At 31.8% G+C, this 22,865-nt stretch carries 28 protein-coding genes; 24 read left to right on the top strand and 4 right to left on the bottom strand.

Annotation, left to right across the window (positions count from 1 at the left end; translation table 11 throughout):
* Positions 1–9 precede the first annotated feature (9 nt).
* The 12 genes from MK119_RS09800 (at position 10) to MK119_RS09745 (ending at position 9,470) form a co-directional block, all read left to right on the top strand.
* Positions 10–468, top strand: a complete 459-nt coding sequence (locus MK119_RS09800; protein ID WP_290677693.1) for a carboxypeptidase-like regulatory domain-containing protein — start codon at positions 10–12, stop codon at positions 466–468.
* Positions 468–1,064 (top strand): transglycosylase SLT domain-containing protein, encoded by a 597-nt coding sequence (locus tag MK119_RS09795; RefSeq protein WP_290677690.1) that lies wholly within the window; start codon positions 468–470, stop codon positions 1,062–1,064. Before MK119_RS09800 ends, MK119_RS09795 begins: the two co-directional genes overlap by 1 nt.
* A gap of 3 nt (positions 1,065–1,067) precedes the next feature.
* On the top strand, positions 1,068–1,421 hold the full coding sequence (locus MK119_RS09790) for a hypothetical protein (RefSeq protein ID WP_290677687.1): 354 nt from the start codon (positions 1,068–1,070) through the stop codon (positions 1,419–1,421).
* Positions 1,422–1,430: 9 nt separating this feature from the next.
* The gene (locus tag MK119_RS09785; protein WP_290677684.1) at positions 1,431–1,931 is read left to right on the top strand and encodes a hypothetical protein; all 501 of its coding nucleotides are present in this window, start codon (positions 1,431–1,433) and stop codon (positions 1,929–1,931) included.
* Between the two features lie 303 nt (positions 1,932–2,234).
* Positions 2,235–2,702 carry a hypothetical protein gene (locus MK119_RS09780; protein ID WP_290677682.1) on the top strand — a complete coding sequence of 156 codons (468 nt, stop codon included), beginning with the start codon at positions 2,235–2,237 and terminating at the stop codon, positions 2,700–2,702.
* Positions 2,695–3,405 (top strand): Eco57I restriction-modification methylase domain-containing protein, encoded by a 711-nt coding sequence (locus MK119_RS09775; RefSeq protein WP_290677680.1) that lies wholly within the window; start codon positions 2,695–2,697, stop codon positions 3,403–3,405. Before MK119_RS09780 ends, MK119_RS09775 begins: the two co-directional genes overlap by 8 nt.
* Before the next feature lie 2 nt (positions 3,406–3,407).
* On the top strand, positions 3,408–3,611 hold the full coding sequence (locus MK119_RS09770) for a hypothetical protein (RefSeq protein WP_290677678.1): 204 nt from the start codon (positions 3,408–3,410) through the stop codon (positions 3,609–3,611).
* Positions 3,608–3,868: a hypothetical protein gene (locus MK119_RS09765; RefSeq protein WP_290677676.1), complete on the top strand. Its 261-nt coding sequence runs from the start codon at positions 3,608–3,610 to the stop codon at positions 3,866–3,868. The genes MK119_RS09770 and MK119_RS09765 overlap by 4 nt, the downstream gene beginning before the upstream one ends.
* Positions 3,861–4,010: a hypothetical protein gene (locus MK119_RS09760; RefSeq protein ID WP_290677674.1), complete on the top strand. Its 150-nt coding sequence runs from the start codon at positions 3,861–3,863 to the stop codon at positions 4,008–4,010. Before MK119_RS09765 ends, MK119_RS09760 begins: the two co-directional genes overlap by 8 nt.
* Before the next feature lie 69 nt (positions 4,011–4,079).
* Positions 4,080–7,448 (top strand): DEAD/DEAH box helicase, encoded by a 3,369-nt coding sequence (locus MK119_RS09755; protein ID WP_290677671.1) that lies wholly within the window; start codon positions 4,080–4,082, stop codon positions 7,446–7,448.
* A 1-nt stretch (position 7,449) separates the two neighbouring features.
* Positions 7,450–9,072: a hypothetical protein gene (locus tag MK119_RS09750; protein ID WP_290677668.1), complete on the top strand. Its 1,623-nt coding sequence runs from the start codon at positions 7,450–7,452 to the stop codon at positions 9,070–9,072.
* Positions 9,069–9,470, top strand: coding sequence for a hypothetical protein (locus tag MK119_RS09745; protein WP_290677665.1), 402 nt, complete (start codon positions 9,069–9,071; stop codon positions 9,468–9,470). The genes MK119_RS09750 and MK119_RS09745 overlap by 4 nt, the downstream gene beginning before the upstream one ends.
* 39 nt (positions 9,471–9,509) lie before the next feature.
* Here MK119_RS09745 and rlmD read toward each other — a convergent pair whose 3' ends face one another.
* Positions 9,510–10,931, bottom strand: coding sequence for a 23S rRNA (uracil(1939)-C(5))-methyltransferase RlmD (gene rlmD / locus MK119_RS09740; RefSeq protein ID WP_290677662.1), 1,422 nt, complete (start codon positions 10,929–10,931; stop codon positions 9,510–9,512).
* Positions 10,932–11,080: 149 nt separating this feature from the next.
* Here rlmD and MK119_RS09735 point away from each other — a divergent pair, with 149 nt between their 5' ends.
* Positions 11,081–11,749, top strand: a complete 669-nt coding sequence (locus MK119_RS09735; RefSeq protein ID WP_290677659.1) for a hypothetical protein — start codon at positions 11,081–11,083, stop codon at positions 11,747–11,749.
* A gap of 746 nt (positions 11,750–12,495) precedes the next feature.
* Here the strand turns inward: MK119_RS09735 and MK119_RS09730 are convergent.
* On the bottom strand, positions 12,496–12,798 hold the full coding sequence (locus MK119_RS09730; protein ID WP_290677656.1) for a hypothetical protein: 303 nt from the start codon (positions 12,796–12,798) through the stop codon (positions 12,496–12,498).
* Positions 12,799–12,890: 92 nt separating this feature from the next.
* On the bottom strand, positions 12,891–13,142 hold the full coding sequence (locus MK119_RS09725; protein ID WP_290677653.1) for a hypothetical protein: 252 nt from the start codon (positions 13,140–13,142) through the stop codon (positions 12,891–12,893).
* A 244-nt stretch (positions 13,143–13,386) separates the two neighbouring features.
* On the opposite strand from MK119_RS09725, the gene MK119_RS09720 reads away from it, so the two are divergent.
* From MK119_RS09720 to MK119_RS09705, 4 genes are all read left to right on the top strand, one after another.
* On the top strand, positions 13,387–13,725 hold the full coding sequence (locus MK119_RS09720; RefSeq protein WP_290677650.1) for a PadR family transcriptional regulator: 339 nt from the start codon (positions 13,387–13,389) through the stop codon (positions 13,723–13,725).
* On the top strand, positions 13,722–14,153 hold the full coding sequence (locus MK119_RS09715) for a hypothetical protein (RefSeq protein ID WP_290677647.1): 432 nt from the start codon (positions 13,722–13,724) through the stop codon (positions 14,151–14,153). The genes MK119_RS09720 and MK119_RS09715 overlap by 4 nt, the downstream gene beginning before the upstream one ends.
* A gap of 25 nt (positions 14,154–14,178) precedes the next feature.
* Positions 14,179–14,361 carry a hypothetical protein gene (locus MK119_RS09710; protein ID WP_290677644.1) on the top strand — a complete coding sequence of 61 codons (183 nt, stop codon included), beginning with the start codon at positions 14,179–14,181 and terminating at the stop codon, positions 14,359–14,361.
* 126 nt (positions 14,362–14,487) lie between these two features.
* Entirely contained in the window at positions 14,488–14,940 is a 453-nt protein-coding gene (locus MK119_RS09705) for a hypothetical protein (protein ID WP_290677641.1), read from the top strand.
* Positions 14,941–14,942: 2 nt separating this feature from the next.
* Here the strand turns inward: MK119_RS09705 and MK119_RS09700 are convergent, their stop codons facing one another.
* Positions 14,943–16,418, bottom strand: coding sequence for an XRE family transcriptional regulator (locus MK119_RS09700; protein WP_290677637.1), 1,476 nt, complete (start codon positions 16,416–16,418; stop codon positions 14,943–14,945).
* Positions 16,419–16,534: 116 nt separating this feature from the next.
* On the opposite strand from MK119_RS09700, the gene aceB reads away from it, so the two are divergent.
* From aceB to MK119_RS09665, 7 genes are all read left to right on the top strand, one after another.
* Positions 16,535–18,133: a malate synthase A gene (aceB, locus tag MK119_RS09695; protein WP_290677634.1), complete on the top strand. Its 1,599-nt coding sequence runs from the start codon at positions 16,535–16,537 to the stop codon at positions 18,131–18,133.
* 74 nt (positions 18,134–18,207) lie between these two features.
* Positions 18,208–19,485, top strand: a complete 1,278-nt coding sequence (gene aceA / locus MK119_RS09690) for an isocitrate lyase (protein ID WP_290677631.1) — start codon at positions 18,208–18,210, stop codon at positions 19,483–19,485.
* Between the two features lie 271 nt (positions 19,486–19,756).
* The gene (locus MK119_RS09685; protein ID WP_290677628.1) at positions 19,757–20,296 is read left to right on the top strand and encodes an RNA polymerase sigma factor; all 540 of its coding nucleotides are present in this window, start codon (positions 19,757–19,759) and stop codon (positions 20,294–20,296) included.
* A 5-nt stretch (positions 20,297–20,301) separates the two neighbouring features.
* The gene (locus MK119_RS09680) at positions 20,302–20,685 is read left to right on the top strand and encodes a DUF6768 family protein (RefSeq protein ID WP_366512787.1); all 384 of its coding nucleotides are present in this window, start codon (positions 20,302–20,304) and stop codon (positions 20,683–20,685) included.
* Between the two features lie 139 nt (positions 20,686–20,824).
* On the top strand, positions 20,825–22,063 hold the full coding sequence (gene rocD / locus MK119_RS09675; RefSeq protein WP_290677625.1) for an ornithine--oxo-acid transaminase: 1,239 nt from the start codon (positions 20,825–20,827) through the stop codon (positions 22,061–22,063).
* Positions 22,063–22,518, top strand: coding sequence for a DUF5362 family protein (locus MK119_RS09670; RefSeq protein ID WP_290677622.1), 456 nt, complete (start codon positions 22,063–22,065; stop codon positions 22,516–22,518). The genes rocD and MK119_RS09670 overlap by 1 nt, the downstream gene beginning before the upstream one ends.
* Before the next feature lie 126 nt (positions 22,519–22,644).
* Positions 22,645–22,857 carry a hypothetical protein gene (locus MK119_RS09665; protein WP_290677619.1) on the top strand — a complete coding sequence of 71 codons (213 nt, stop codon included), beginning with the start codon at positions 22,645–22,647 and terminating at the stop codon, positions 22,855–22,857.
* Positions 22,858–22,865: the final 8 nt, after the last annotated feature.

The following is a 22,865-nucleotide window of genomic DNA, read 5'->3' as shown; positions in this document are numbered from 1 at the left end:
AAAGAACTTATGAGTTGTTCATGCAAAACTAAAGCACCTGTTACTAATACTAACGATGCTGTAATTACTGTAAAAGGAAAGGTACATGATCTAACATATACATTACCAGGCGCACATATTTATGCTCTTAATGATCCATCATTTGGAGTAATTACCAATATGGATGGTGAATTTCAAATTGATGCTAGAGTAGGTACTAAAATGGTAGTTTCATTTTTAGGATATCATGATACATATTTTGTCATCCGAGAAGGATATCAAGAAGTTATAATGCAAATTAATGAAGAAGCATTAGATACTGTTTATATAACAAACGAGCCACCTGCAGAACCACCACAAGAACAAGAAAGTTCTTCTATTTGGGGGAAAGTATTTTTAGGTGCAGCTGCAGCTGCAGCAGTATTAGTTCTTTTTTCTGGTGATGATGAAGAAAAAAAGAAAACTAAAAAATTAAACTTACAAGTATAATGTTAATCTACGAAGATAAATTACCAGGGAATATAAGAGTTGATTTTGTTGATACTGTAAAACATTATAGTTCACAATTAGGAATTAACCCGAATTGGTTAATGGCAATTATGAATTTTGAATCAGCAGGAACCTTTAGTCCAAGTATTCAAAATTCAACAACCAATGCAACCGGATTAATACAATTTATGCCCTCTACTGCAGTAGAACTTGGAACAAGCGTAGACGCATTAAAACAAATGTCAGCAGTACAGCAGCTTGAATACGTGTATTATTATTATGATAGATATAGATCAAAGCTAAACAGTTATGTTGATTTGTATTTAGTTACATTCTTTCCTAGAGCCGTTGGAAAGTCAGAAGACTATGTTCTACAAACTTCTAATTTATCAGCGTCAACAATTGCAAGTTCAAACCCTGTATTTGACCTTAATAATGATAGTCAAATTCAGGTAAAAGAGATTCGCAAAGTAATGACAGACAAAATACCTGCAGAATGGAAGCATGAGTTTGAAAATACAGGAACTGGTGGAAGTACAGGCGCTATTGTTGCTACAACAGTAGTTTTAATTACTGCCATCGCAATACTTGCATAAGTAATGATAGGGGAAAAAGAAGAATGTGAAGAAGGTTTAAGTGATTTACCAGTTGAAGATGGTTTATATTCTCTACAAGGTTTAATTTCTGTTCGTAACACACAATTTGATATAGTTCGTAACGCAACAGGTGCGGAAGTTCAAATATATCAAAATGGTGTTTTAGTTGCTTTTACAACATGTAATGGGACAGGCTTAGAAAATTATTTAATAAATAATATAGCTAGTGACAGTAATACAAGAATAGTTGTAGTTAATGGAACAGACGCTACAATAGTATTGCCATCACATTCAATCGAGCAGAATGAATTTTTAAATATTGAATTTCAAACAGAATCCTTAGATGGATTCATTTAATACTAGTGCATGAAACCATTTGATGAAGTCATAGTTGATTGTATAGATCAAATTTTGATCACTTTTACAGATTTGATTACCTGGATAAAGTTAATAATAATAACATTATTGATTAACCTTGATTTACCAATTACTATTTACAAGACAATAGCCTACATGATTCTATTTGATACAGTATTATCAATTGTTGCAAGACTTAGGTTAAATGAGAAATATGATGCAGATAAATTTCTTTGGAAATTTATTGTGAAATTATTGTATTTGACTGTGCCAATTGTAATTGCGGGAATGGCTAAAGAATTGGAACTAGATTTTAAAAGTATCGTTAAGTTATCAATAATACTACTTTTTTTCAATGAAGTACTATCAATCCTAACTCACATAGGATCAATAAGCATGAAAAAAAGATTAGAGCAAAATGATGTTTTCTTATTTTTTATCTCATTAACCAAAAACGTGTTTTTAAATCACATTAAAAATTACTTTTCAAATCAAAATAAGAAAAAGTAAAAGAAGCCGGTGTGATAAAACCGTAAAAATATTAAAAATGACTTTTGAAAATATATTGTTTACTGGAATTACAATTTTTAATACTAGAAAAAATTACAATAATTCAGTTGATAGGATAAGACGCACCTATATTTTGCGATACACAAAAATTTCAGAAGCAAAGATTGTATCCATGAGCAAGTCGGATATTTTGTTTTTATTTCAAGTTCTACTAAAATATAAATCATTAGACAATGCATACATACTTCAAGAAACATCCACTAAAATAGATGAACTACTGATTAGAAATCAAATTACTACTACATGAAAAAACTATTGTACATATCATTAGGAGTAGGAGCAGCTTTAACAACTGGTGCAATTTTATTATATAACAAATATGATAGAATTGTTTCAATTTTAGAAAACAGCCAAATTAAAGTAGCCAATGTTAAGAATATCAGTTATCAATTAGATAGGATAACATTAGATTTATATTTAATGCTTATCAATCACACAAATCATTCAGTCAACACAAATCTAGTATCTATTTCTCGTATTGAAATATATTCCAAACAAACACAAAAATTCATAGGTGAAGCATTTGCCAATATCAATCAAATACATATAACTGCAGCAGGAACATTAAATCTACCTGCGTTGAATGTCGTTGTACCTGTTAATTCAATTTTATCTGGATTAACAGATATTGGTAGCTACTTAGACATTAATAATATTTCCTTTAAAATTCATTTAGAAGTTTATGGTAAAAAATTTGTTTTAGATGCTTAGTAAAGTTCAAGAAATAATAGCAAAAAAAAACCATACCGCAGAGGAAATAATTTTTCTCACAAACTATGAGCCTAATGACGATCGTAATAGGTTGTATAGTTTTTACACGCCTATATGTCTTTGTGAAAAAATTTATGAATTAGCAATTCATTATGGTTTTGATCCAAAAAAAGGAAAGATACTAGAGCCATCATGCGGAAACGGAAATTTTCTAACAGTTTTTGATAATCCTAAAAACGTTACAGCTTTTGAAACGGATTCAATAAACTATCAAATTGCAAAAATACGTTCGCCAAAATCAAACATTTACAACGACTATTTTGAAAAAGCGTTTTTAATGCCACCTAGACACACTTCTGTTATTAAAAGTGGTTTAACATGGCTCAAAGATTATCCTTTTGATTTGGTTATAGGAAACCCGCCATACGGTAGCCGTACCAATATATATTCAAGTTTTTTTAAGAATATGAAGATAAAGCAGATCGAAGCTTTTTTCATGTATCAATCGCTACGATTGTTAAAACCAGGAGGACTACTAATCTTTATTACTTCCTCCTCTTTTTTAAGAGATCAAAACAACACGTATAAAAACGAAAAAAAACTAATGTCAGAATATGCAGAATTGGTAGATGCTTATCGTATGCCAAAAGTTTTTAAAAACACTTCTGTTCCAACTGACATAATAGTAATAAAAAGGAAATAGTTATGAGTAAATCATTAGTTAATAAAGTTAGGGACCATATTGCAGAAGAATTGAAACAGGTAACTCAATTTAGTTCTCCAAAAGTTTACAATGCCATTCAACGCGAGACAGGATATAAAAATGTAGAATCACATATTATACAGATGATGATTGATTCGTCAATTACTGTTAGTGCTTGTATTCCAAATGTAGAATTAATGTTATGACAGATAACCAGGAAAAGTTTATTCAAATTACAAGTAAAGATTTCTGGTTTAAAAATAATCCTGAAAAAATTGCAGGAATTGAAATTCAAACAACATCGTTGCATTTTCCAATACAAGTAAAGGGAACAAAAAAGGATGTTTTAAATGTAATAAATGCAACTATAAAAAAACAACCAGATAGGGAAAAAGAAGCAATGGCTATTGCATTGGCTATGCAAATGAAAATTAAAATACTAAAACTGAAAAGTAATGCTTAGATACACGCAAAACTTAAATAGTAACTTGATAAACTTGATAAACGCTAACAAAAGTCTTTTTAAGTCACTAATTACATTGCCTAAAAAAGCAATGGGAAGAAGTTCTTCAAAAGTATACACCATTGAAGAAAGCATTGCATAATATAATGCTGGAATTACAAAGGAAGAAATCCGTGCTTGGGTATGGTATCGAAAAAGTAAAGGTATACCAATGGATAATTGGAAATCATACCATGTGGAAGTTACTGCAACTTTAAAAGATAAATGGATTAAAAATGGAATAATATTTTATGATGCAGTATCAAAGTCGCTTGTTCCATACCCTGTATTTATATTTGGAAACATTTATGATAAAATTTCATTCTTAAAAAGAGAAAAAGAACAAATTGTTAAAAATTTTGGTAACTCAATCTATGAAAGTCATTTAAAAACATTAGAATCTGTAAAACCAAAGCCGTTATCCATTTCAAATCCAATAGAAAGCGAACGTCCTATATTTTTATCTATTTCTAGTTTTTGTAGAGAGTTCAAAATAAAATCATTAAGAGAGGATAGTGGTATTATTCTTTCTGAAGAATCAACTCTTCAAGAGGCATTTAAGGATTGGTTACGAGGACAAGCTGCAGATGCTTTTGAAAAAGCAGATGCTTATCAGGTTATTAATTATTATCTAAATAATGATAGAAAACCTCGAGGCATAGAAGGTCCTGAATGGTTGAGAATAAAAAAATATACTAGGGATAATGGAGAAAGACTATTCAAAATATTTTTACATGAAGCTTTAGAACTTAATGACCAAATAAAGTTAGATTATCATTACAACAGTAAATATAATTCAACCGCGCCTTTACAATGCAATAAAATACCTATTGGTGTTGAGATATCTAAAAAGTTTATGAGTTTCGATTTAGATATTCGACCTGCTCAAAGAGAGGGAATAGCATTTATGGAATTAACAGGTTCTGGTATTATTGCTTATGATGTAGGTGTTGGGAAAACTATAACGGCAATTATAGAAGCTGTAAGTGCCATAAAAAATGGTAAATGTAAACGCCCACTAGTTAACGTCCCTAATCCTACTTATAAGAACTGGATAAAAGAGATGCAAGGCATACCAGAGCAAAAACTATCAGGAATTTTATCTGGTACAGGAATAACGATTAATGAGTGGTACAATTTAGGAAGTGGCTATGACAATATTAATTTTGAAAAGAAAGTGCCAGAAAATTCTATTACGTTGGTCACTTATGAAGGATTTAACAAAATAGGTTTTAATCAAGAAACTCAAGAAGAACACTTTATTGAGTTATCCAAAATTTTGAAACAGAGTGAATCCAAATTAACAGAGCGTGATAAGGCGAAAGGAAATGAAAAAATTCGTGAAATTATAGGTGTTGGTATTAAAGACACAGTTGCTGATATTGAAACATTAGGGATTGACTATATTGTTATAGATGAAGCTCACAATTATAAAAATATTTTTTCGGAAGTAAAGAGTGATGATGAAGTTGGAAAACAATTCCATATCAAAGGTGGGCAACCATCAAAACGAGCAATAAAGGCTTTCTTTTTATGCAATTATATTCAGAGAAAATATGGGAGAAATGTAATGTTATTGACTGCAACACCGTTTACAAATTCACCATTAGAAATATACTCTATGTTATCATTGGTTGCTTATCAATACATGAAAGATAACGGCATTCTTAATATTAGATATTTCTTTGAGCAATATATACAAGAAACAACTGAAGATGTGGTTGGAGTTGATGGGGAAATCCAACAACGTAACGTGGTTAAAAGCTTTAATAATAGAATCTCATTACAAAAACTTATAAATAGTCACATTAATTTCAAAACAGGTGAAGAAGCAAACATTCCACGTCCATGTAAGATCAATTTACCAAAGACTACAATACAAACCGATAACGGTATTGAAAAATTGGAATTAGATAAACAAGTGTTGACTTATCTATCATTAAATGAAGAGCAGGCTTCAACGCAATTAGAAATAAACAAGGAAGCGTCTGAGGGAGTAACACGAGATGATCCTGGTAGGATATTAAGGTTAATGAGTTTGAGCCTTAATAATGCTTTATCACCATTTTTAGTAAAAGGAAGTGAACCACCGAAAGATTATTTAGATTTTGTAAATAATAGCCCTAAAATCAAGTATGCAGTTGAATGTATCAGAACTGTAAAAAAATGGCATGAATCCAGAAACCAAGAAGTTAGTGGACAAGTTATATATATTGATAGAGGTAAAGAATTCTTTCCATATATAAAACAATACCTTGAAATGGAATTGGGTTTTAAAAAAGCGCAAAAATTAAAGAGCAATCCGCGATTAAAAGTAGATGAAATTGAATTTATAACTTCTGAAATATCTGGAAAAAAGAAAGAAAAAATCAAAGCTGCTTTTAACGAAGGAGTATGCAAAGTAATCATAGGAACAAGTACTATTCGTGAGGGAATCAACTTGCAGGAAAACGCCACATGTTTATATAATTTATACCCAAATTGGAACCCTACTGATCTAAGACAATTAGAAGGAAGAATATGGAGACAAAAAAACAAATTTGGTTATGTCCGAATTGTTATGCCGCTTATGGAAAACTCAATGGACATTTTCGTTTTTCAAAAATTGGAAGAAAAAACAAGTCGTATCAATGATTTATGGAATCAAACAGATAGAGGAAATGTACTTGATGAGGAATCTCTTGATCCAAACCAAGTAAAGTTTGCATTACTTACAGATTTAGATGTATTAAAAAGATTTCAAATAAAATTATTGAAAGAAGAAAATGTAGCAAAGTTTAATATTGTCAATAGTCAATTAGAAAGCTTAGGTAAGTACAATTCATTGGAGCAAAAATACAATGATTACAAAAATTATTATGTAAAAAAGATTGATGCAACAAAACAAGCTTTGGAAAGAACTGAAATATTAAGTGTTCCTGGACAAAGGATATACTATAATTCATTATCAGGAATAGATACTACCAAGTTTTCTAAAAAAGCATTGGACGAAATTCGTCGAATTGACGAAGCAATTGCAAAATTTCAAGCAATTCAAAACAATGATTGGACAGATAAAGATTTGATACAGGCTTTTACTGCCCATACAAGAATAACAAAATCTTATGATGGCTATTTAGGAGCATACAAAAGGACAACTACTGAATTTTTAAAAATTCAAAGATCATTATTTACTTCTCGCGGATTTGATGTAAATACAGATACTTCAAAAATTGAAGCTGATTTACAAAAGGAGTTACAAGAAATTCAAGAGGAAGCACAGTATATGAATACTGATGAGTTTTCAGAAAAAATACTAGCCAACATAGTTTCTGAAAAAAAGAAATATAAAGTTAAATCTGGAAATTTAGAAGATCGCGTTAATGACTTTGCATCATTAAACTATTTATTAAGTTATGAATTTTCAGATGTAGATCACAGCGTATGTTCTATACCTACTAAGGAATTAATTAAAGAACAACCTGATAGAGAAAAAGAAGCAGTTGCTATTGCTTTAGCTATGCGAATGAAAATTAAAATACTAAAATTAAAAAGCGAATAGTATGAAAATTACAGTATCAAATTATAAAGAACAAGTTCCTTTGGTTGATTGGAAAAAAATTAATAATCCAGAATTACAAGATTTAGCAAATGATGGATTACAAGTGATAGAATTTTATTCTAATGACATCATAAAGCAACAAATAGATGATACGATAGAATTGATTAATAAATCTTTAAAAAGTGCATCAAATCCTTGTAAAGAAGAAAAAGTAACCCAAAAAAAGTATGTTCCTAAAAAAGCTGCACCTAAAAAAGTATCAAACACAAGGAAAACCAAAGCTAAGAAAATTGAAAAAATAGATCCAAATATTGTATCTCATTATTCTAATGAATTTATGCTAATTCGTCGTTTTTATAGTATGGTTAAAAAAGACGAATACACAACATTTAGAAAAATTCAATTGTTATTTCAAGCTTTTCAAAAAGCTGCTGTGTCAAGAAAAACAAGAAAGTCTGCAGTTTCAGAATTGTATAAAAAAGTATTTGATAAAGTGACTCTAATATACAACCAGGTAGAAGTAGATGAAGCTGACGCAAATGTGAATTTAAAAAGTAAAGCATTAGTTCAGCAACTAAAAGAATATGTCGAAGAATCAACAATTAATTATGCAATAACACTTCTTAATTCATTTATTCGTCTTCAGGGAACAACACCAGAAGAAAGCAAGGTGCAAAATTTAATCAACAGGATTGAAAAATCTATTGAAAAAGGTAAAGTAAAAGCAACCAATAGATTGTATGATGAATTAATAGAAGCAAAAAAGTATTTGAATAAATACTTGAAAAATCCAAAAGAAAAAATAGAAGTCAAACCGTTTGCCTTATCTGGTCCCCCAAAAAAAAAAGATGTAATAACTATTCCTGCTCCTCCAGTAGAAATGATTGTTCCATTAGATTTGGAAACACCGAAAAATATAATATCTAATGTAAATGTAGAACCTTTACCAAATAAAAAAGCAAAACAATTATCTGGAATAATTACTAGCAATGATCTTATGAAAATGCACTTTGAAACCATCAAAATGGATGAGGGATGGGAAGATCTTTTACAAGAACCTGCCAAAACCTTAAAAATAGCTGTTTACGGAAATCCAAAAAACGGAAAGACTTCAGGTGTATGTGCATTTGCTGATTACTTAGCTAGAAAACATGGTGATTTACTTTATGTTTTTGCGGACCAGGGTTTTTGTAAAAGCACACAAGATATTTGGAGAGAAAACAATTTGCATTTAAATCCAAACGCTTCTCCATCAAACATTAGAACCTTAAAGGAACTTGATGACGCATGTAAAACTGGAAAATACAAATTCATAGTAATTGATATGATTAATTATTTTATTGAAAATGAAAAGTTACGCGTTATTGATTTTAAAAAAGATTTTGTGTTAAAATATCCGAATATTTCTTTCATCTATATTTTAGAAGTAACAAAAGGTGAGAAGTTTAAGGGTGAAAAAGGATGGGAACATTTACCAGATGCTATTTTTGAAGTTAAGGACTTCTTAATTGAAAATAGGGGTAGATACGGAAACGGACATTACATTATTTGGGAAGAAGAATTTAAAAAAAGAAATCCTCAAAAATATAAAGAGTTAACTCAACCAGAAACTATTACGATATGAAAACAGGAGCATTAATTGCACTAGGAGTATTTGGGTTAGTCGATTACATTCAACGTCAAAGCGAACCAGAAATATACTATGTGAAAAACATAATAGGCGGTTTTAACGGCATTTCAATTCCAATGGTAGGGATATTTATCAAAGAAGATGAAAAAGGTAATAAAATGCTAGAAAATCACGAGCGCGTTCATTGGCAACAATACCAGGAAGAAGGTGTTTTATCTTTTCTAATAAATTATACAGCAGAACATTTAAAAAATGGATACGATAACAATATATATGAAATTGAAGCGAGGATTGTATCTGGAGAACAAGATGATTGTATTCACCGATACACAGAATGTGTTTTAACAGGCGAATCACTAACAGTATCAAACCCTAATTTTAGGAATAGTTAATTAGTGATTTCTGCAATATTTCCGCAATTAATTTTTTAATTATACTGTAAGATCCCTTTTTTTAAGCAACACAACATTTTCAATATGATGCGTTTGAGGAAACATATCTATTGCCTGTACTTTTATTACTTTATACATGGCGTCCATCAAAGCCAAATCGCGCGCTTGTGTAGCACTATTACAACTTACATAGACTACTTTTTTAGGTGCAATATTTAAAATTTGTTGCACCACATCAGCATGCATTCCATCACGTGGCGGATCTGTAATAATCACATCAGGAATTCCGTGTGTATTGATGAATTCTGCATTAAACACTTTTTTCATATCACCAACAAAGAACTCCGTATTTGTAATATTATTGAATTCGGCGTTCTCTTTGGCAGCATCAATCGCCTCTGGGACAGATTCAACACCAATTACTTTTTTAGCTTTTTTTGATACAAATTGAGCAATGGTTCCTGTTCCTGTATATAAATCGTATACCAATTCATCACCAGCTAAGCCTGCAAAATCGCGTGTAATTTTATACAGTTCGTATGCTTGATCTGAATTTGTTTGGTAGAAAGATTTAGCATTAATTTTAAACTTCAAACCTTCCATCTCTTCAAAAATATGATCGCGTCCGTGAAAACAAATCACATCCTGATCGTAAATTGTATCATTTCCTTTTTCATTAATTACATACAATAACGCTGTAATTTCAGGAAACGTCTCTTGTACATAATTTAAAAGTAATTCGCGCTTTTCTGTATCTTCTTTATAGAATTGAATCAAGACCATAACTTCGCCAATCGATGAGGTACGAATCATCAATGTTCGCAATAATCCTGTTTGATGACGTGTGTTAAAAAACGCAATATTATTTTCAGAGGCAAACTCCTTAATCGCATTACGAATTGCATTTGAAGGATCGGCTTGTAAGTGACATTTCTTTACATCTAAAATCTTATCCCACATGCCTGGAATATGAAAGCCCAAAGCATTTCTATCACCTAAATCTTCTTGTGAATCTACTTCTTCCTGTGTCAACCAACGACTGTCGGAAAAAGAAAACTCCATTTTATTACGGTAAAAATATTGTTGAGCACTTCCTAAAATAGGTGTCAATTCTGGTAATTCAACTTTTCCAATGCGTGTCAAATTATTAAGAACTTCTTTCTGCTTATAAAATAATTGGTGTTCGTATGCCATGTGTTGCCATTTACAACCACCACAGGTCCCAAAATGTTCACACACAGGTTCGGTACGCTTATCGGAATACGAGTGAAACTTCACTGCTTTCCCTTCATAATATGCTTTTCGCTTCTTATACGTTTGAATATCTACGACATCACCAGGTACTGCATTTGGTAAAAAAATCACAGTGCCATCTTCTGTTTTGGCAACCGTTTTACCTTTCGTAGCTGTATCAACCACAGCAACCTGCTCAAACAATTTCTTACGATTCTTTCTTCCCATGCGGCAAAAATAATAATAGCTATAAATATACAGCTAAAATCTATGGGCAATATTTAGAAAAGTGTGAAAAGTTTAGTTTGAATAAATGTATGAAAGGATTTAACAATAAATTTTTAGTATATTTCGCAAGTAACATTATAAACACCAAAATGGAAAAAACACCACGTAACTTAAATTTAATTTTTTGGGGAATTATTTTAGCTGTTGTAGATATAGATTTTTATGCTGTAAATAATCAAATAGGTATGCAAATTGATTTTTTACCAGATATTGTTGGTGCGATTATGATTTGTGTTGGAGTTTTTAATATAGCAAAAATTCCAGTTTCCAATCCCTTATTTTCAAGCAGTATGTTATTTGTGAAAATAGCAACTTTGTTATTTATATTATTGTCTGTAGATGACTTTTTTATTTACATAGATTCTAGTTTTACTTATTACACACGTCAGTTCTTTAGCATCATAATTGACTTTTCAATGGTAGTGTTTTGTGTAGCAATGATTATCTTATCAAAAGAAAAAGAATTAACTGAATCATTTAAAAATTGGAAAATAGCTAGAAATTTATTCCTATTCGTTTATGTACTTCCTTATTTATTGATAACGATCTTTAGTACATTACATATATTTTATATTCATCAGCTAGGAAGCTTTAGTTTTAGCGTTGTTCTTCCCAACTCAGAAGCATATGCAATTAGTCCTGTGATTGTAGTTTTCATGTTACTTATATTTTTGTTGTCGCCAATTATTTATGGATTATCTTGTCTTTACTCAATGCAAGGAGAAATCGAAATACAGCAAATAAAGAAATCTAATTAGAAGTTGAGTTGTATAGTTTTTGTGAATGAGGAAAACTTTAAAATGAAATCTAAATATTTAGTTTTTTGTTATTTGTGATGTAGGTTTTATCTCACGAACCAAATAAACTATAAAATTATGAAGAAACTACTCATTTTATGTGTGCTAATGACTACAATTAGTTCTTGTGGGAAAAAGGATAATGAATTAAATAAATTTATAGCTACTCAAAGTTAAAATTTTTTCAATAGTATTTTAGATAATGGTTGTGAGTTATTTTATAATAACTACACCAAAGAGATGTTTAGATTCAGTGGTGTGGCACAATCATATGGTAAAGGTATAAGTAGTATGTCTAAAGCACAGGAAAAGAAATGCTTGCCTGTCTTCATAACAAATTGAAGAAAACAATGAAGAATAATATGAAATTGAATAATATAGCATATTCTGTGCCTTCATTGAGCGATAAATAATCAGGAGGAGCGATAAATCTTATATATAGAAATGATCCAAAGAATTATGAATTTCATTATTTGACTTATAGAATGTATAATGGCAAATTATCTATTGCATTAGGTAATGATGACTTCAACAAAGTAAATTTAAATGACATTTTAAAGACGTATACTAGTAGAATTTCATTTAAAGGAATTGAATCTGAGATTTTTACAGAAAATCTAAACTAGTTTTAAAATAGTACTCAATTGTAAGTAACTGCTACATCGAGCATAATAGAGATGTAACAACTAAAAACTAGCAATTGATATTTAACTTCGAGCTGAAGTATGATGTACTTCAATTTTTGCTTTCGGATTTGCTTGATTCATGTGTAATGAAACATGATCAATAAAATTGTCAGGGTCTTCAAACTTAAAATGGAACATACCTCCTTCATAACTAGCTTCTACAATACGTACACCACTAGTGTGTACACCTTCAGAAGCCAATTTTAATGTAATCTCATGTATATTGCCCATAAAAGCTTCTGTAGCTTTATCCACAGATTTAGATTTTATATGTAATGCGTCATGACTTAAGGAAATCTGACGTATTTTACTTTGTGTGCTCATAGTGATTGTATTTTTAAATATTATTTAATTTCTTATTGTTTTAGAATACATTATTAGGAAATTCCAGCCGAGGCAACACAATTAGAGTCACTCTAATACACTTCAACTTTTACATCCCGGGGAGAAATTGGAATGAAAAGTTTTGATTGCGAAAGTCTAGGATATACATATTGTCCGCGAATATTGAAATCGTATGGATAAAAAAATCGGGTAATGCCTTGTTGGCGTACAATAATCCATGTTAAAATTGCAGGATTTGTGCCAGATTGCGCTCCGACCATAACGTTTAGGTTGTTCCCGTTTCTAATAGGGTTTACAACTACTGAATTATATTGATTACTCATAATTTTTGGTTTTTGATAGGTTTCCTACTCGTTTGTTATAGGTTTTTCGGATGTCACCGATATAAATAAAAACTACTTAAATTACAAATTAATAGAGTTATAACCTTCTAATAAAGGAGAAAAAAACCTATCGTATAAGAACACGTAATTTTATTTGGAGTTGTTCTGGCTTTGAAAATCAGTAAGTAATAATAATTTCAAACATTTTATTTGAATACATTTATATAAAATGTATATTTGCCCTATGTATAGTAAAGAACTAACAAAAGGAATATTACTTCCCATCATTTTAAAACTATTAAGTTCAGGAGACAAAATGTATGGATACGAGATTTCTCAGAAAGTACGAGAATTGACCAAAGGAAAAATTGATATCAGTGAAGGCGCTTTATATCCTATACTTCACAAATTGGAACATCAAGGTGTTCTGGAAACGGAAAAAGTATATATCGGAAAACGTGTGCGTAAGTATTATAAAGTTACAAATTCTGGAAAGAAAGTCATCACGGAAAAGACAGCCGAAATCAATGATTTTATTGAAACCTTATCACTTATTTTTAATCCTAAATCGTTGGTAACATGAATATAACACAGAATCAAATTGAATTTATTTCAAACAGTTTAGAATTTCACGGATTGCAAACAAAGAACATTAAAGATGACATCATAGATCATATCTGTACGACAATTGAAGAATCAAACCATACTGATTTTACCCTTGCATATGAAGAAGCTATTCAGAAATTAGGTGGATACTACAACATCAAACAATTGGAAAAAGAAACAAAGCAATTACTTCATGGAAAAATGCTATTGAAAACTAAAAGAATTCAATACATAATAGGTGCACTTATGACAATTATATTTTCGCTTGGACTACTTTTTAAAATGTTTCAATGGCCGTATGCCAATATCGCATTATTGCTTGGTGTTTCTTTATTATTACTTGTATATGCACCACTATTCTTTTACCAAAAATACAAACAATCAATATTCAATTATCAATCTTAATACGAACAATTAACACCCACAAAAAATGAAAAATGCAGTTTATGTATTAGGCTTTTTAGCCTTTTTTACGCTAAGTACAGGAATCATGTTTGAATTTTTTCACTGGCCTTTTGCAGCTATATTAATGATGCTAGGTTTTGTACTGTTTAACTTTGGATTTCTACCAACATTATTTTACAAATTGTATAAAACACAAAAAGTAGTATAATAGCATCGTAAGGAAAACGAAGTAAAGCCATTTTGTGAGAACAAAGTGGTTTTTTTTGTTGTAAAAAGGGATTAGTACCATGCTATTTGACTATTTTTAAAATCGATTTCATAAACTAGATCAATAATGACCATTTTTAAAAGCAACATTGATTCCACTAAAAAGCAAGCTGAGTTTAAAACGATATTGGAAAATAAAACCTTAAAAACGGGAAAGACTTTAAGTATTATGAGTACCGTAAATATGACAACAAACGATAAAGATTTTTATGGGAAATACGAGAAAGATGCGTTGTCAATTACACGAATCCGTAGGATTTCAATATTACGATTATTACCAAAATTGATTATAGAATTCCCTGAAATAGAAAAGAATAAAAAGTTCAACGTAAAACTAGGACTTTTTACATTTTTACTATTAATTATACTTTGTTTGGCTTTGTTATCAAACACTTATGAACTCTTAACTACTGGCACATTCGCCAATGATTTTATAACACTATTAGGTTTTATTGGAATTTTTGTAGGTTTGATTTGGATAGAATTTATGGTATACAAACAAAAAATGAATACCTATTAAAACTACCCAAATTTCTCCATTAAATCATCCACAACAACAGCCGTTTTCATATAACGTTGTTGTTTCTCTAAAATAACTGGAGCAGCTTTTCGAACCTTACAATCTGTAATAGCACAACGCTCACAAGTAACACCAACTTCTTGGGTTTTAATTGCAGGATCATCTAAAAAAGAAACTTTACGTTTCAACTGTTTATTAATCAATAAGCCAACACTAATACTACGGTAATATCCTTTTTTAAACGGATCTTTGGTCGCTGATGAAAGTACCAAATAACGCATATTATCTTCTTTGTAATGCGAAATTTGCAAGTCAAACACATGGTCTTTATCAGTATCTGAAATGGTTTCCAAAACATTCAAAGAAACCCAACGACGACAATAATGTTGGTTGTTTTCATTGGCGTGTGGCGAATGTTGATGTGATAAATGCAATTCTTTCTTTAAATCGAATCGATCGGAATTTGCTTTGTGTGTAAAACGTAAAAAGAATAAATTCTGCAGATTAAAATCTTTTGGTAAAATATTGGTCAAACGTTGATAGAAGGATTCTGGGGAAGCATTATAATTATCAATCAATTGTAAATATGCTTCTTTTTGAAACGATTCTTGTTCAAACAAAGTCGTCAACTGTTGTGTCAAAGAAACTCTTGGAATCATTAAGGCACCGGCAAAGTAAGAAGCGTAAAAATTATGCAATACCTGATCAAAATTTTCAAACTTAATCCAAGAAAAAGTATACAATCTATCTTGAATGCCCAGAAAATTATACGCTAATTCTTTTGCGTAAATAAACGTGCGTTGCGCATCATCAATATGATTAGCAAGTAATAGGTTTTTTGTTTTTGGAACGAAAATAGAGCGTAAATTTCCTAATTCTTGATGTTTAGTCAACTCTTCGTTATTAATTGTATAATCAAACTCTTCCACCAAAATATCTTCCAGTTCTTGTGAAGAAATCTTTTGTGTCAAATCAACTTGATAGGTTTTAGAAAATTGTAAAACATTGTCTTCCAAATTGCCAAAATAATTGTTGTTTGCTTCTTGAAATGATCGGACAGAAGCCAAATAAAAGTTTTCACGACTAAAATTGTAATGCTGTGCAATCTCAATAATGGTGCTAATAAATGCGTTGACTTTTACAGGCGCATTTGCTATAATATCAATCAATGTACTTTCTTGAATGCCAAATAATTCGAGCGGAATTTCTTTTAAGATTTTAGATTGTAAAATTTCACCAATAGGAGCTAAATTCTTATCCAACTTCAACGAAACCAAATGATCATACGGAACTTCTAATTTCTCTGCGAGTACAACAATCTTATCCGTTTTTGGAAATTTTTTACCTTTTTCAATCTCGTTTAAATACGATTTTGACAATCCCGAAAGTTTAGATAAGCCAAACAAAGACAAATTCTTTTCAGTACGAATCTGCTTCAATTTTAAGCCAAAAATAAGTTTGATGTATTCTTCTTCCATAAAAGCAAATATAGTACAATTTGCGAACTTTTATTTTTTAGCGAATAAAAATAATTTAGCGAACGTTCGCTAAATTGAAAAAAATGTTTTAATATTGCTGCATAAAATTATGAGTCATGGAAGAAACTTTATTACAACAGTCTAAAATTCAGTTCGCTAAAGAAGTGAAGAATTACTATCCAGAAATTTTAAATGATGAAGCTTTTGCATTTATTACAGCCTTGCATGAGAAGTTCAACGCCAAACGTATTGCATTGTTAGAAAGGCGGAAAAAACAACAAGACGTGTTTGATACAGGAAAGTTTCCCGAATTTCCAAGAGAAACGAAAGCAATTAGAGAAGGTGAGTGGAAAGCAAGTGCAATTCCACATGATTTACAAGATAGGCGCGTGGAAATCACAGGTCCAGTTGATCGAAAAATGATTATCAATGCTTTGAATTCTGGCGCTAAAACATTTATGGCTGACTTGGAAGATAGCAATGCGCCAAGTTGGAAAAATACGATTGAAGGACAACAAAATCTACTCGATGCCAACAAAAAAACAATTGCACTTCATGATAGTAAACGTAATAAATCATATGAGTTAAATGATGAAACAGCAGTTTTATTAGTACGCCCAAGAGGTTTACATTTGAATGAACGACATATTTTGATAGAAGGTAAAGAAGCTTCTGGAAGTTTGGTCGATTTTGGTTTGTACGTATTTCACAATACCAAAATCATGCTAAAAAATAATACAGCACCATATTTTTACTTACCAAAATTAGAACATTACTTAGAAGCACGTTGGTGGAATGAAGTCTTCGAGTTTGCACAAGAATATCTTAAAGTTGCCCAAGGAACATTCAAAGCAACGGTTTTGGTAGAAACCATTACGGCAAGTTTTCAATTAGACGAAATCATTTATGAACTCAAAGAGCATATTGTTGGCTTAAACTGCGGGCGTTGGGATTATATTTTCTCTTTCATCAAAAAATTCAGAAACCATTCAAATTTTGTGGTGCCAAACAGAGATCAAGTAACGATGACAACACCATTTATGGATGCGTATTCAAAATTGGTAATTCAGCGTTGTCACAAGCGAGGAATTCTGGCTATTGGTGGAATGGCAGCACAAATTCCGATCAAAAATAACAAACATGCCAACGATCTTGCGCTGGAAAAAGTGCGAAAAGACAAGGAACGCGAAGTAAAAAACGGGCATGACGGAACTTGGGTAGCACATCCTGCATTGGTTGAAGTGGCGATGAACGAATTCAATAAATATATGCCAATGGAAAACCAACTACACATATCTAGAAATGATATCAACATCACAGAAAAAGATTTGGTTGCCTTACCAACAGGAACGGTTACTGAAAGCGGAATTCGAAAAAATATAAATGTCGGCATCTTATACATAGAAGCTTGGTTACGTGGTTATGGAGCGGTTGCGCTATACAATTTAATGGAAGACGCCGCTACTGCGGAAATCTCTCGTACACAAGTTTGGCAATGGTTAAAAAATGAAGTTACATTGGAAGACGGACGTACGTTTGACAATGCGTTATTTCAAGATATTTTTGACGATGAAGTTGAAAAAATCATCACAGAAGTAGGAGAAGATTCATTGCCAAAAACAAAATTCAACTTGGCAATTTTACTATTCAAAAAATTAGTCACAGCAAATGAATTTGAAGAATTTTTGACGCTTCCTGCTTATTTACATATCTAAAAAAAAACAATCCTGCGATTGCGGCAACAATCAACAGGATCTAATTATCAATTATAATAATCTATTACAAATTTATGAAAACTCAAGACAGAATTCAAGCATTAATTACAGATTGGACAACAAATCCGCGTTGGAAAGGTGTAGAACGACCTTATACAGCTGAAGAAGTGGTAAAATTGCAAGGTTCATACAAGTTAGATCACAGTATTGCACGTTTGGGTGCTGAAAAATTATGGGCAAAGTTAAACAGCCAAGATTTTGTAGCTGGTTTAGGAGCTTTAACAGGAAATCAAGCGGTACAAGAAGTAGAAGCTGGTTTGGAAGCTATTTATTTAAGTGGATGGCAAGTAGCTGCAGATGCAAATTTGGCTGGTGAAATGTATCCAGATCAATCCTTATATCCTGCGAACAGTGTTCCGCAAGTAGTAAAACGTATCAACAATGCCTTATTGCGTCGCGATCAAATTCAATGTGTGAATGAAGCAGAAAATAAATTGGATTACTTAGTGCCAATTGTTGCAGATGCAGAAGCTGGTTTTGGTGGGAATTTGAATGCTTTTGAATTAATGAAAGCAATGATAGAAGCTGGAGCTTCTGGAGTTCATTTTGAGGATCAATTAAGTTCGGCTAAAAAATGTGGTCACTTAGGAGGAAAAGTGTTAGTGCCAACGCAAGAAGCGATCAATAAATTAGTAGCAGCGCGTTTGGCAACGGATGTCATGGGGGTTCCAACGCTTATCATTGCACGAACAGATGCAGATGCTGCCAACTTGTTAACAAGTGATATAGATGAAAGAGATGGACAATTCATTACAGGAGAACGTACACATGAAGGTTTCTTTCATGTAAATAATGGAATCAAACAAGGAATTGCTCGTGGATTGAGTTATGCACCTTATGCAGACTTAGTTTGGATGGAAACTTCAAATCCTGATTTAGATTATGCAAGAGAATTTGCAAAAGCCATTCATGCGCAATATCCAGGGAAAATGTTGGCGTATAACTGTTCGCCATCTTTCAATTGGGCAGCAAAACTAAGTGTCGCAGAAATGGAAACATTCAGAGAAGAATTGGCAGCAATGGGCTATAAATTCCAGTTCATCACCTTAGCAGGTTTCCACGCGCTAAATACAAGCATGTTTGAATTGTCTAAAGCATACAAAGAAAGAGGAATGGCAGGCTATTCTGAATTGCAAGAACGCGAATTTGCATTACAAAAAGAAGGATTCAATGCTGTAAAACATCAAGGTTTTGTGGGGACAACCTATTTTGATGCGGTTCAAAATACAGTAACTGCAGGTGCAGCAAGTACAGTTGCTATGAAAGATAGTACTGAAGTAGCGCAGTTTTAAAATATCAATTAGTTTGTAAAAAACTTTTTGAGTTAGTTGATCAAGATGTCAGATAAATATGGAAAGTTTGTAGCTAAGTGGATGTAATTACAATCTCATAGATAATAGATAGATATGACATGATCATGATAAAAGCTTCTGGAAACAGAAGCTTTTTCTGTTGCTACAGATATGATACTTTCTTTATATCTTAAAAAAAAAACAAAATCTTTTCAAAAAAAATGAACCTTTCCAATTTTTCTCCGTCTGTAGTGTAAACGGAATGTTTTTTATGTATAAGAAAGATCACATATCAGATGGCGAATTGGTAACACAATATGTTGAAGGTAATCAAAAAGCCTTAGCAGTATTGGTGAAACGGTTTCACAAAACATTTTGTAATCATGCGTATTGGATTGTCAAAGATGCAGATGTGGCAAAAGACATTGCGCAAGACAGTTGGAAGTTGATTATAGATAAAGTAGAAACACTTCAAAATCCTGAACGTTTTAAAAGTTGGGCGTTGCGCATTGTACACAGAAAATCCATTGATTGGACACGTACAATTGCAAAGCAAAAACAACAACAAAACGATTACAACGTCACTGAATCTATTCGTGACATTCCGTTAACTGATTCATCGCAATTAAAGCAGCAACTCAAGGAAGCTATAGCAAAGCTCTCGAGTTCACAACAGCAAGTAGTACGATTATTTTATGTACATGAACTGAGCTTAAAAGATATTGCTAAAACATTAGGAATCTCAGTAGGAACTGCCAAATCACGTCTGTATCATGCAAGAGAACACATCAAAAAACAATTAAAAAAATAGAAATTATGAGCACAATGGAAGACATCGATAAATTAATCAAAGAAACACTTACAGAAGAAGAGTCAAAGTTTTATGACGAATTAGACGAACAAGGACTTTGGGGATCAATTGGTAGCATTTTTAACGGAAAGTTAGGTTGGTTAGTTCTTATTATAAACATCATAAATTTAGTGGCATTTGGTATGTTGGTATACTGTTTAATACAATTTTTTAAAGTTACAGAAACCAACGAAATGCTTAAATGGGGATTAGGAATTTTAATCAGCTTTATGTTTAATGCAATGATTAAATTATATGCATGGATGCAAATGGACAAACGTGCCATTTTAAGAGAAATGAAACGTTTGGAATTACAAGTTTCATCCCTAGCGTCTAAAATATCAGAATAAGATTTTATTACAAGATGAATATTTAGTAATTTGCAAGCCTCTAGGGATGATTTCTCTCCCACGCTGAATTTTCGAATTCTTCGAAAGGATAAAGGTACAGTAGGAATGGTTATTTTATTCACTTAAAAAATTTATTAAAATGGCTGTTTTAGAACAATTAACATCTCAGCAAGCAATTGAATTAGAAGACAAGTATGGAGCGCACAACTACCATCCATTACCAGTAGTATTGAGTAGAGGAGAAGGCGTATATGTTTGGGACGTAGAAGGAAAAAAATACTACGATTTTTTATCTGCATATTCTGCAGTGAACCAAGGACATTGTCACCCAAAAATTGTTGGAGCATTAAAAGAACAAGCGGATATTCTCACATTGACATCAAGAGCATTTCATAATGATGTGCTTGGGCAATATGAAAAGTATGCAACAGAATTATTTGGATTCGACAAAATTTTACCAATGAATACAGGTGTGGAAGGTGGAGAAACCGCTTTGAAACTCTGCAGGAAATGGGCGTACTTGGTCAAAGGGATAGAACAGAACAAAGCGAAAATTCTCTTTGCTAAAAATAATTTCTGGGGAAGAACTTTAGCTGCAGTATCTTCTTCAACAGACCCAAGTGCATACAGTGATTATGGACCATATTTGCCAGGTTTTGAGATTGTAGATTACAACAATTTGGAAGCTCTAGAAAAAGCTTTAGAAGACCCTAATGTGGCAGGATTTATGGTAGAACCGATTCAAGGAGAAGCAGGAGTAATGGTTCCAGATGATGGCTACTTAAAAGCTGCTTATGATTTATGTAAGTCTAAAAATGTACTATTTATCGCTGATGAAGTACAAACAGGAATTGCACGAACTGGAAAAATGACTTGCTGTGAGCATCACGGTTTCCGACCAGATATTCTTATTTTGGGTAAAGCATTGTCAGGTGGTGTATTTCCAGTATCAGCTGTATTGGCTGATGATGAAGTTATGATGACTATCAAACCAGGAGAGCATGGATCCACTTTTGGAGGAAATCCTTTAGCATGTCGTGTGGCAATAGCAGCATTAGAAGTTGTTAAAGAAGAAAATTTGGCAGAAAATGCGGAACGACTTGGCCATATTTTTAGAGCTGAAATAAATAGTTATATTGAAACAAGTAATATTGTGAGGCTAGTGCGTGGAAAAGGATTGTTAAACGCCATAGTAATTAACGATAAAGAAGAGAGTGATACGGCATGGAATATTTGTATGGCATTACGTGATAATGGTTTATTAGCAAAACCAACACATGGAAATATCATCCGTTTTGCACCGCCACTAGTAATGAATGAAGAACAGTTATTAGAATGCGTGTCTATCATCACTAAAACACTTAAACAATTTGAATAGTGCCGATACGCAAACAAGATAGTAGTGTATTCGATAACTTCGAATTACGATTAAACGAAAGCTCAAAGAAGTTCCTTCGCGAAACTTCTCAATGGGCTTTCGTGCTTTCTATGATAGGGTTTGTACTCTCAGGCTTCTTGTTATTTGTCGGTATTTTTTCACTAATATTCTTCAATGATGCCGCAACGGTTTTATCAAATTTGAGTGAATTACCTCCGTATGCATATTCCATTATATATATGCTCATTGCTGTTGTAAGTTTCTTTCCTGCATTATATTTATACAGTTTTTCAAGACGAATGAAAACGGCATTATTAGAAAAAGATACGGACGATTTGACCAAAGCATTCTCAAAGCTAAAACTATACTTCAAGTTTCTTACTTTGGCTATTTTTTGTGTGATTGCAGCTGCTATTCTAACAATTTTATTCTTAGTGCTACTCAGCAATAGCTAACTTGTTTTCAAGGATACACATTAGTTTTACCACAAAATGAATTTGCTTCCAAAGAAAGTTACTATTTTTGTACCCAAAAATTAATATAGAGTGATTTCTAAATACAAAACAGCAATTTATTTCATTATGGTATTTCTCGGTGGAGGAGTATTGCTCTTTCGAGAAGACATAAAAGGTGAAACACAAATAGTAGTTACGGTCATTGCTGTTTGCATAATGATGTTTGGTTTGTATAAAGTGACTTCTCGTCTAATGTCAAATCCACATAAAGAATATCAAAATCAAGAATATTTTAACCGAGAAAAATATTCACAACAAGAAGAATTAGAAGAAGAGTAAACTACACT

Origin of the sequence: Kordia sp. (assembly GCF_022447245.1) — a bacterium.
GTDB lineage: Bacteria > Bacteroidota > Bacteroidia > Flavobacteriales > Flavobacteriaceae > Kordia.
Note: the sequence above shows the minus strand (reverse complement) of the source record. Positions and strands in the feature narration are given on the sequence as shown.

What these genes read in the sequence shown, in the direction of transcription:
- MK119_RS09785 (WP_290677684.1), top strand. Translation starts at nt 1,431, where the DNA reads ATGAAACCATTTGATGAAGTCATAGTTGATTGTATAGATCAAATTTTG.
- MK119_RS09780 (WP_290677682.1), top strand. Translation starts at nt 2,235, where the DNA reads ATGAAAAAACTATTGTACATATCATTAGGAGTAGGAGCAGCTTTAACA.
- rlmD (WP_290677662.1), bottom strand. Translation starts at nt 10,931, where the DNA reads ATGGGAAGAAAGAATCGTAAGAAATTGTTTGAGCAGGTTGCTGTGGTT.
- MK119_RS09795 (WP_290677690.1), top strand. Translation starts at nt 468, where the DNA reads ATGTTAATCTACGAAGATAAATTACCAGGGAATATAAGAGTTGATTTT.
- MK119_RS09685 (WP_290677628.1), top strand. Translation starts at nt 19,757, where the DNA reads ATGTATAAGAAAGATCACATATCAGATGGCGAATTGGTAACACAATAT.
- MK119_RS09720 (WP_290677650.1), top strand. Translation starts at nt 13,387, where the DNA reads ATGTATAGTAAAGAACTAACAAAAGGAATATTACTTCCCATCATTTTA.
- rocD (WP_290677625.1), top strand. Translation starts at nt 20,825, where the DNA reads ATGGCTGTTTTAGAACAATTAACATCTCAGCAAGCAATTGAATTAGAA.
- MK119_RS09710 (WP_290677644.1), top strand. Translation starts at nt 14,179, where the DNA reads ATGAAAAATGCAGTTTATGTATTAGGCTTTTTAGCCTTTTTTACGCTA.
- MK119_RS09750 (WP_290677668.1), top strand. Translation starts at nt 7,450, where the DNA reads ATGAAAATTACAGTATCAAATTATAAAGAACAAGTTCCTTTGGTTGAT.
- MK119_RS09725 (WP_290677653.1), bottom strand. Translation starts at nt 13,142, where the DNA reads ATGAGTAATCAATATAATTCAGTAGTTGTAAACCCTATTAGAAACGGG.
- MK119_RS09765 (WP_290677676.1), top strand. Translation starts at nt 3,608, where the DNA reads ATGACAGATAACCAGGAAAAGTTTATTCAAATTACAAGTAAAGATTTC.
- MK119_RS09680 (WP_366512787.1), top strand. Translation starts at nt 20,302, where the DNA reads ATGAGCACAATGGAAGACATCGATAAATTAATCAAAGAAACACTTACA.
- MK119_RS09760 (WP_290677674.1), top strand. Translation starts at nt 3,861, where the DNA reads ATGCTTAGATACACGCAAAACTTAAATAGTAACTTGATAAACTTGATA.
- MK119_RS09665 (WP_290677619.1), top strand. Translation starts at nt 22,645, where the DNA reads ATGGTATTTCTCGGTGGAGGAGTATTGCTCTTTCGAGAAGACATAAAA.
- MK119_RS09735 (WP_290677659.1), top strand. Translation starts at nt 11,081, where the DNA reads ATGGAAAAAACACCACGTAACTTAAATTTAATTTTTTGGGGAATTATT.
- MK119_RS09800 (WP_290677693.1), top strand. Translation starts at nt 10, where the DNA reads ATGAGTTGTTCATGCAAAACTAAAGCACCTGTTACTAATACTAACGAT.
- MK119_RS09715 (WP_290677647.1), top strand. Translation starts at nt 13,722, where the DNA reads ATGAATATAACACAGAATCAAATTGAATTTATTTCAAACAGTTTAGAA.
- MK119_RS09775 (WP_290677680.1), top strand. Translation starts at nt 2,695, where the DNA reads ATGCTTAGTAAAGTTCAAGAAATAATAGCAAAAAAAAACCATACCGCA.
- MK119_RS09770 (WP_290677678.1), top strand. Translation starts at nt 3,408, where the DNA reads ATGAGTAAATCATTAGTTAATAAAGTTAGGGACCATATTGCAGAAGAA.
- MK119_RS09745 (WP_290677665.1), top strand. Translation starts at nt 9,069, where the DNA reads ATGAAAACAGGAGCATTAATTGCACTAGGAGTATTTGGGTTAGTCGAT.
- MK119_RS09705 (WP_290677641.1), top strand. Translation starts at nt 14,488, where the DNA reads ATGACCATTTTTAAAAGCAACATTGATTCCACTAAAAAGCAAGCTGAG.
- MK119_RS09700 (WP_290677637.1), bottom strand. Translation starts at nt 16,418, where the DNA reads ATGGAAGAAGAATACATCAAACTTATTTTTGGCTTAAAATTGAAGCAG.
- aceB (WP_290677634.1), top strand. Translation starts at nt 16,535, where the DNA reads ATGGAAGAAACTTTATTACAACAGTCTAAAATTCAGTTCGCTAAAGAA.
- aceA (WP_290677631.1), top strand. Translation starts at nt 18,208, where the DNA reads ATGAAAACTCAAGACAGAATTCAAGCATTAATTACAGATTGGACAACA.
- MK119_RS09730 (WP_290677656.1), bottom strand. Translation starts at nt 12,798, where the DNA reads ATGAGCACACAAAGTAAAATACGTCAGATTTCCTTAAGTCATGACGCA.
- MK119_RS09755 (WP_290677671.1), top strand. Translation starts at nt 4,080, where the DNA reads ATGGATAATTGGAAATCATACCATGTGGAAGTTACTGCAACTTTAAAA.
- MK119_RS09790 (WP_290677687.1), top strand. Translation starts at nt 1,068, where the DNA reads ATGATAGGGGAAAAAGAAGAATGTGAAGAAGGTTTAAGTGATTTACCA.